This is a genomic window from Aliidongia sp., assembly GCF_035943795.1.
Taxonomy (GTDB): Bacteria; Pseudomonadota; Alphaproteobacteria; order ATCC43930; family CGMCC-115725; genus Aliidongia.
On sequence record NZ_DASZBY010000033.1, the window covers coordinates 1 to 6,026 of the forward strand.

Sequence of the window (6,026 nt, forward strand, 5' to 3'; positions counted from 1 at the left end):
TGCCAGGCCTTGCCGCTGCGCGCGATCCCGATCGCGCGTGCGGCGCCTTCGGCTTCCTCAGCCGCGACATAGGCGTCGACCAGCAGCTCGGCCGCCCGGTTCGTCAGGAAGGTCGCCCGCTGCTCGATGGGCGCCAGCCAATAGCCGCCTTCCGTCTGGGCCCGGAGCAGATGCTCCTCGGCCCGGCCGGCGTCGTTCATTGCCGCCTCGGTCTGTTGGCACAGATCGATCGCCCGCTTCACCGGCGCCTCCAGGAGGCGGTCGAGGATCGCGTCGCGGTCCGACTCGGCGGTCGCCGGGAGTAGGTCGCGCAGATATTCAGCCGTTATCAGATCGGCCCCCGGACGCGCGGCAAAAGGATCGCACTCGATCTGAAAGCCGTCGAGCACGTTCAGGATCTCGCGCGGATCGGGCGCCAGGTCGCGCATCAACTCCAGGCTCGGCTTGACCCGGCGCTCGACCGGGAACCGGATGACATTCGTCGTGCCGCGAAGCATCTCGATTGGCATCATCGACCTCCTTCAATCTCCGTCGAAACTAACCCGGAAGAAATGGCAGCGCAAACCAAACCATTGCGGATGAACGGTGATCGCACTTGCCGGCTCCGCGCGAAGGACTTGGCGGTTGGTACGCCGCGGCGATTGGCGGATCGGGTTCGTCGCCGCTGGGAAGTCCTGCCGCAAGTCAATCGTCCGGAGGCTACGAAACACCCGGACGGCGATGCAAGCTGAAGCTGCTCCTCTTCGTTGCGCCCCCCATAGGGGTGCATCCCCGTTCCGGGGTTTCGTCCTTCGCCTCCGCCGCTTGCGGCAGAACCCATCCAGCGGAGTCTATGATGAACCCGATCCTGAAGCACCTTCACCGACTTGCCCGCACCATCCGTCGCGTCCTGCGCCGCCTCGGGCGCCGCCACACGACCGTCGACGTCAAGCTCACCCTTGCGTTGCCGCCGTTCCTCAAAGTCGAACTCGACCTCAAGAACGAGGCGCCGAAGCCGGCCAACGACCGGCCCGCGAAGCAGAGCGCTTGAGCATGTCCTCCCGGCACCCGGCCTTCGCCGGGAGCCGGGCCAAGCTTCGCGCGGGAACGATCCGCGCCGAACTGGCTGTGCTCGGTGACTACCGGGCCGCATGGCCAAGGATCGAACCGCCCGCCGATCAATGGAAGCGCCTTGGATCCGGAAGATCGAACTCGCCGATATCCACGCCGACGGCTTTCAGGTCGAACCGGCGCAGCGTCCCAAGCTCGGCCGGCGACGCCCCGTCGCGCAGGCCGTAGGGACCGAGCGCGTCCAGCTCGAACGGCACCTCCGGCAGCGCCCAGGCGACCGCCTGCCGCAAATCCTGGCCATGGTGGAGCACGGCCTCGCGATCGAACGCCCGCAGATCGTCGCGCAGGTCTTCAGGCACCGGCAGATGCCCCATCGCGCAATCGCTGCGCCGCGTCAGCACGATCCCCAGCAACCCTTTCGCACTCCAGGCGACCGTCGCCACGATCCGGTCGAGCACAGGGTCGACCGGCCATTTGATCCTCAGCGCCATTTCTTCCGTCCCGTCGTTACCTGCTCGGCATGGGCCTCGCGCCGCGCCGCCGTTCCGGCCGCCGCCGCGCACAGCCGGAGCCATCCCGTTTCAAGGGAGAGCGGGGCGACCGGCGGGTCGATGGACGCCGTCAGCACCGCGCCGAGCTCGGCGAGCGGCACGACCAGGTCGCCGATCGCGCCCAGAAACCGCGCCGGGCCGGCGGCGACCACATGGCCGCGCAGCGCCACGGCTGGGTCGGCGACGACATGGGCGACTGCGAGCAGATGCCGGTCGTTCTGGCGCAGCGGATTGCGCAGCCGGTAGAGCAGGCCGCCGGTCTCGCCTTGTTGCGTCCAATGTCGGCCATCGGGACGGCCGGTGATGAGCCCCGAGAAATTCTTGGTCTCGAGCACCACGATCGCGTCGTCGACCAGTACCAGATGGTCGATCTGGGTCAGGCCCTGTCCGTCCTCGAGCACGACGTCGTGTAGCGCCGGCAACCCGAGGCGCTCGAGCACGGCCGCCGTCGCCGCCTCGCCCCGATGGCCGAGGATGCTCGCTTCCAACTCCCGGAGCGGGGCCACGCGCCGGCGATGCGCCGTTGCGGCCGCGTGTGTCAGGAGGATGCGCAAGACCATGGCGACCGACCCGGACTACGCAGTCATGGCGGCGTCGGTACCCTGCCGCGCCGCCTGGAGACCGGGGCCGGTGATCATCAAGCCCACCTCACGCCGGAAGCGCTCGTCGCGGCGGTCCTGCGACTCACCCGCCGGCCCGCACAAATCATGGGTGACGATCGGCGCGCGCGGCAGCGCTTCCCGCATCAGCTGGTGGGTGCGGCGCTTCCGCTCGCGATAGTCCGCATCGACGTAGCCCATCGTCTCGACGATGACGACGGCGCGGCCGTCGCCCGGCACCGGCCGGGCGCGCAGCACGAAATCCGGCAGGCAGGGCGGCCGGGACGATGCGGCGTCGCCATCTGGCGGCCGCCCCAGGTCGAGCAGCGGTTTGTCGACCGCGACCCGGATGCCTCGCTTGCGCAGCAGCCAGGATTGCAGGCCGCGCAACTGCTGGAAGGTCCGGCGTTCCAGATCGCTGTCGACCAGCATCAGGTGTTGCGCGCCGGCGCAGGGATGGGCATAGGCCGACAGAACTTCGACCGGGCCGTCGGCCGCGGCGCGGCCGACCAGGCAGGCGGCGAGATAGGGCGCCCGGGCGGATCGTTCCGTCGTTGTCTCGCCCTCGGCGCGCTCGCCGAACACGGCGATGCGGCCGCGCACCGGGATCGGCGCGCCGGCGACCGGCGCGATCACGCCGGCGCCGAGTGTGGCCAGGCGCGCGATCAGGATGCCGTGGGGCCGGTTGCGGGCGAAGCGGGTCGCCGGCGCCGCCGCGATCCGCTCGACCAGCTCAGGAAGCCGGCCAGGGCTCGTGCAGAGAAACGCCGGCAGGAAGACGCCAGTGTCGAGCTCGATCCTCCGCGCCGCCTGCCACAGCGCCTTGACCTGGTCGACCAGCAGGGGCGGCCGCCAGTCGGCCGGGATGTGCTGGAAACCCGCCACCGTGACCAGGCGCACCAGTAGGCGCGCCAGGCCGGGACGGCTTGTGCCATACGAGATCGGGCGCAGGGTTTGCTCGAGGGCGACCGGCGAGGTGTCGAACGCGCGGGCCAGCCGCAGCGGCCGTTCGAGCGCCGCCGGCGTGTAGGTCTGGAGCAGTTCGCGCTGCTCGGCCGGATCGCGGAAGTAGTCGCAGGCCTCGGCATGGGCCGGCCAGTGCGCGTCCTGGTGCCGGCGGATGTGGGTTTGGGCGACCGGGACCAGGACTGGCGGGCAGGGCGCGTCGGGGCGGCAGTCGCAGGCGAACCATCGGCCAGCACCCAACTGCTGATGGCGGGCGACAACAGCCGCCGCCGCCACGCGTGCCGCGGCCTCGCCGCCATAGCGGCCGAAGGCGGCGCGCAGCAGGCGGTCCTCCTCGGGCGCGAGCGGCGCCGCACCCGAGGTCTCGCCCTTGGGACAGGAGCGCAGCATCGCGGCTCAACCGAAGCCGGGGCGACCGTTGGACATCATCGACGGTGTGCAATGGGCGTTCGGATTGCTCACGCTCGCGTAAGGCTTCAGCTTGTTCGCGGCGATCCAGCCGGGTTGGCCGTCGAGCTTCAAGATCTCGGCATAGCCATTCACCACATGAAGCGGCGCGCGGGCGATCACGATCGCCGACGCGTTCCCGCCCCAGGGCGCGTCCGACGACGGACCGGTCAGGATCGGCACCGTAACCGAATTATCCCGCAGTTGCGCCTCGGTGAGGTTCAGGTCCATGCAGGCGTAGCCGTCCAACGGCTTCACCGCCTTCAGATACTCGGCTTGGGCGTTGCCGGTCGCCGCGACCAGCAGCAGGCTCGCCATCGTCATCTTGAGTTTGTTCATCTCGATCTCTCCTCACCCGGCCAGTACGGAGGTGTAGGCCGTCGTTCCGATCTTGTTCACGATGCCCTGGCGCCACTGCCCGACCGTCGTGGTGGCGGTGATGCCGTTGGCCGCCAGGGTCGCGGGGGAGGTGCCCTGGAGGATCGAAGCCATGCTCTGGTCATCGCTGGCCTGGGCCAGCGCGCTGCCGTAGCTCGCCCCGAAATTATAGTAGCCGCGCACGTCGAGAACGGTCGGATCGGGGATGTTGGCCGCTTGGAGGCTCTGCGCCGCGTTCTTCAGATCCTGGGCCGCGGCCAGCGCTTCCGTCGCCGGGTCCATCTTCCCCGCCAGGCCCTGGGTGATGTCCGACGACAGCGACGGATCGCTCGCCAGCGCCGCGGCGAGATCGGCATTGTAGGTCGCGTTCGTCATCTGGAACGCCCCGCTGACCGAGCCGCTCCCATTTGCCGCGACGTTCTGGCAGCCGCTCTCCAGCACGCAGGTCGCGGCGATCGCCGACGCGCTGACCCCGATCGCCTGGGCGTTGTTCGCTGCTTGATCGCCCCAGGTCCGCGACAGCATCGTGCCGAGCGCCTGCCTGTCGCCACCACTTGTGCCACCGGAGCCACTCCCGGAGCCGGTTCCGGTGGACGCACTGGTCGGCGTCCCCGGCGCGATGGTGAAGGTGGGCAGGCCGGTTTCCAGATAGGTCGGGGTCACCTGTTCGGGGACGCCTTGGATGGTCTGTGGGACCGCCTGGGCGCGGGCGAGCCCGGTGGCGATAAAACCCAGGGCAAACAGGGCCGTCGACGCGGTCGGCGATAGCCGGCGCCGGCCGGCGAGGGGCGGATGCCCCATCGCCACGCGGGGCCGGCTTGAGTGAGTGGGGGTGGGCATGGAACCTCCTGAACTGTGAGGTCCCGATCGTCCCCGTCGCCTGTGCGAATGAGCGTCAAGAAATTTTGTCGCCCGGCGAATTTTTTGCTGCGGGCATTCGCGCGCGCAGAGAGGATCGTCGCGGTCGGGTCACCGAGCTTGCGGGAGAAGGTCGATGGGAGAGGAAGGGTCAGGGCCGGCGGCGATCCCGGCGGTCATCGCGCGCTGGCTATTCGACCATCAGATCCGCCAGGCAGCGCTCGCCGTCCGCCTGGACATGCCGCGCCAGTTCATGAACAATATCCTGGCGGGTCGGCGCGAACTGCCCGACGATCGCATCGCGCTCTTGCCCGATGGCCTGCGCGAACCCGTCGCCGACATCCGCGCGCGCCGGTATGAGGCGATGGCAGCGCTTGTACGACACAGTGCAGTACAAACGCGCGGCCAGATCATCGACGCCGTCAGCGGAGAGCGGGCCGCGGTTCGACCCCGTGCTTAGAGTTCTGGTCCGTTGAGCGGGCAGCGGTCCGATTGCTCCTCGTCATTCACGGCCGGCCTCGATCCAGAGATCCATGCGATCCGGCATTGGCGTCGATGAAGATCGTCTCTCGCCTATCGTAGTGACAGTATTCAGTGGTTGGCCGGTGTGAGTGTCGACCGCCTTCACGGGATCCTGTGCGTCGAGATTACCCAGGAGCAGCGCCTCGATGTCATCAGTGCCTATCGAGGATACGTCTTCGCTCGGCACCGAAATCAGGACTGCTTTGGGATCATTCCCCTTAACGGCTGGCCAATATGTCCGAACGACGTCGCAGGAACCCTGCAGTTCATACCTCTTGCCGGTGGAAAGATTTGACATATCGGACCTTTGTGATGCTTCGAACGATGCCCGCCGTAAGAGCGGGCGGCACGACGATAATCCTGGGCATGCCGCACGTGAGCGACAAATGTGCGGCATCGTCTGCCATGTCCTGGTTCCGCGCCGCTGCACCAGGACGAGGGGCACCCCCGTTCGGTCGTCCCCCTCCCCCGCGCGAAGCGCGGGGTCCCCCTCCCGGCCCAAGGTTCCCAGAAGGCGTTGGTCATGGTCCTCACCGCCCAGGCATCACGAATGAATTGGGATCGCCGAAAACGGGACGAGGCTTCGCGTCATGCCAGCCCGGACTTGTCCGCCAATGCCATAATAATGCCCCGGCTAAAAACCCATATCGTCACG

The 6,026-nt window shown here is 68.4% G+C and carries 8 protein-coding genes; 2 read left to right on the forward strand and 6 right to left on the reverse strand.

Translation table 11 applies throughout. The annotated features are described in order from the left end of the window. Window positions 1–509 (reverse strand): hypothetical protein (locus VGV37_RS04595; RefSeq protein WP_326878446.1); only part of this gene is annotated, 509 nt, incomplete at its 3' end. A 326-nt stretch (window positions 510–835) separates the two neighbouring features. On the opposite strand from VGV37_RS04595, the gene VGV37_RS04600 reads away from it, so the two are divergent. Further along, on the forward strand, window positions 836–1,030 hold the full coding sequence (locus VGV37_RS04600; RefSeq protein WP_326878447.1) for a hypothetical protein: 195 nt from the start codon (window positions 836–838) through the stop codon (window positions 1,028–1,030). 127 nt (window positions 1,031–1,157) lie between these two features. On the opposite strand, the gene VGV37_RS04605 is transcribed toward VGV37_RS04600, so the two are convergent. Genes VGV37_RS04605 through VGV37_RS04625 form a run of 5 tightly spaced genes read right to left on the reverse strand, consistent with a single transcriptional unit; the run spans window position 1,158 to window position 4,831 of the window. Then, the gene (locus tag VGV37_RS04605) at window positions 1,158–1,541 is read right to left on the reverse strand and encodes a hypothetical protein (protein WP_326878448.1); all 384 of its coding nucleotides are present in this window, start codon (window positions 1,539–1,541) and stop codon (window positions 1,158–1,160) included. Further along, a complete protein-coding gene (locus VGV37_RS04610) occupies window positions 1,532–2,161 on the reverse strand; it encodes a nuclease-related domain-containing protein (RefSeq protein WP_326878449.1) in 630 nt (209 codons plus the stop codon). Before VGV37_RS04610 ends, VGV37_RS04605 begins: the two co-directional genes overlap by 10 nt. A gap of 15 nt (window positions 2,162–2,176) precedes the next feature. Beyond that, on the reverse strand, window positions 2,177–3,556 hold the full coding sequence (locus VGV37_RS04615) for a hypothetical protein (RefSeq protein ID WP_326878450.1): 1,380 nt from the start codon (window positions 3,554–3,556) through the stop codon (window positions 2,177–2,179). Window positions 3,557–3,562: 6 nt separating this feature from the next. Beyond that, window positions 3,563–3,952, reverse strand: coding sequence for a hypothetical protein (locus tag VGV37_RS04620; protein ID WP_326878451.1), 390 nt, complete (start codon window positions 3,950–3,952; stop codon window positions 3,563–3,565). 12 nt (window positions 3,953–3,964) lie between these two features. Continuing rightward, window positions 3,965–4,831, reverse strand: coding sequence for a hypothetical protein (locus VGV37_RS04625; RefSeq protein WP_326878452.1), 867 nt, complete (start codon window positions 4,829–4,831; stop codon window positions 3,965–3,967). Window positions 4,832–4,985: 154 nt separating this feature from the next. Here VGV37_RS04625 and VGV37_RS04630 point away from each other — a divergent pair, with 154 nt between their 5' ends. Continuing rightward, window positions 4,986–5,309, forward strand: a complete 324-nt coding sequence (locus VGV37_RS04630; protein ID WP_326878453.1) for a hypothetical protein — start codon at window positions 4,986–4,988, stop codon at window positions 5,307–5,309. Window positions 5,310–6,026 lie beyond the last annotated feature (717 nt).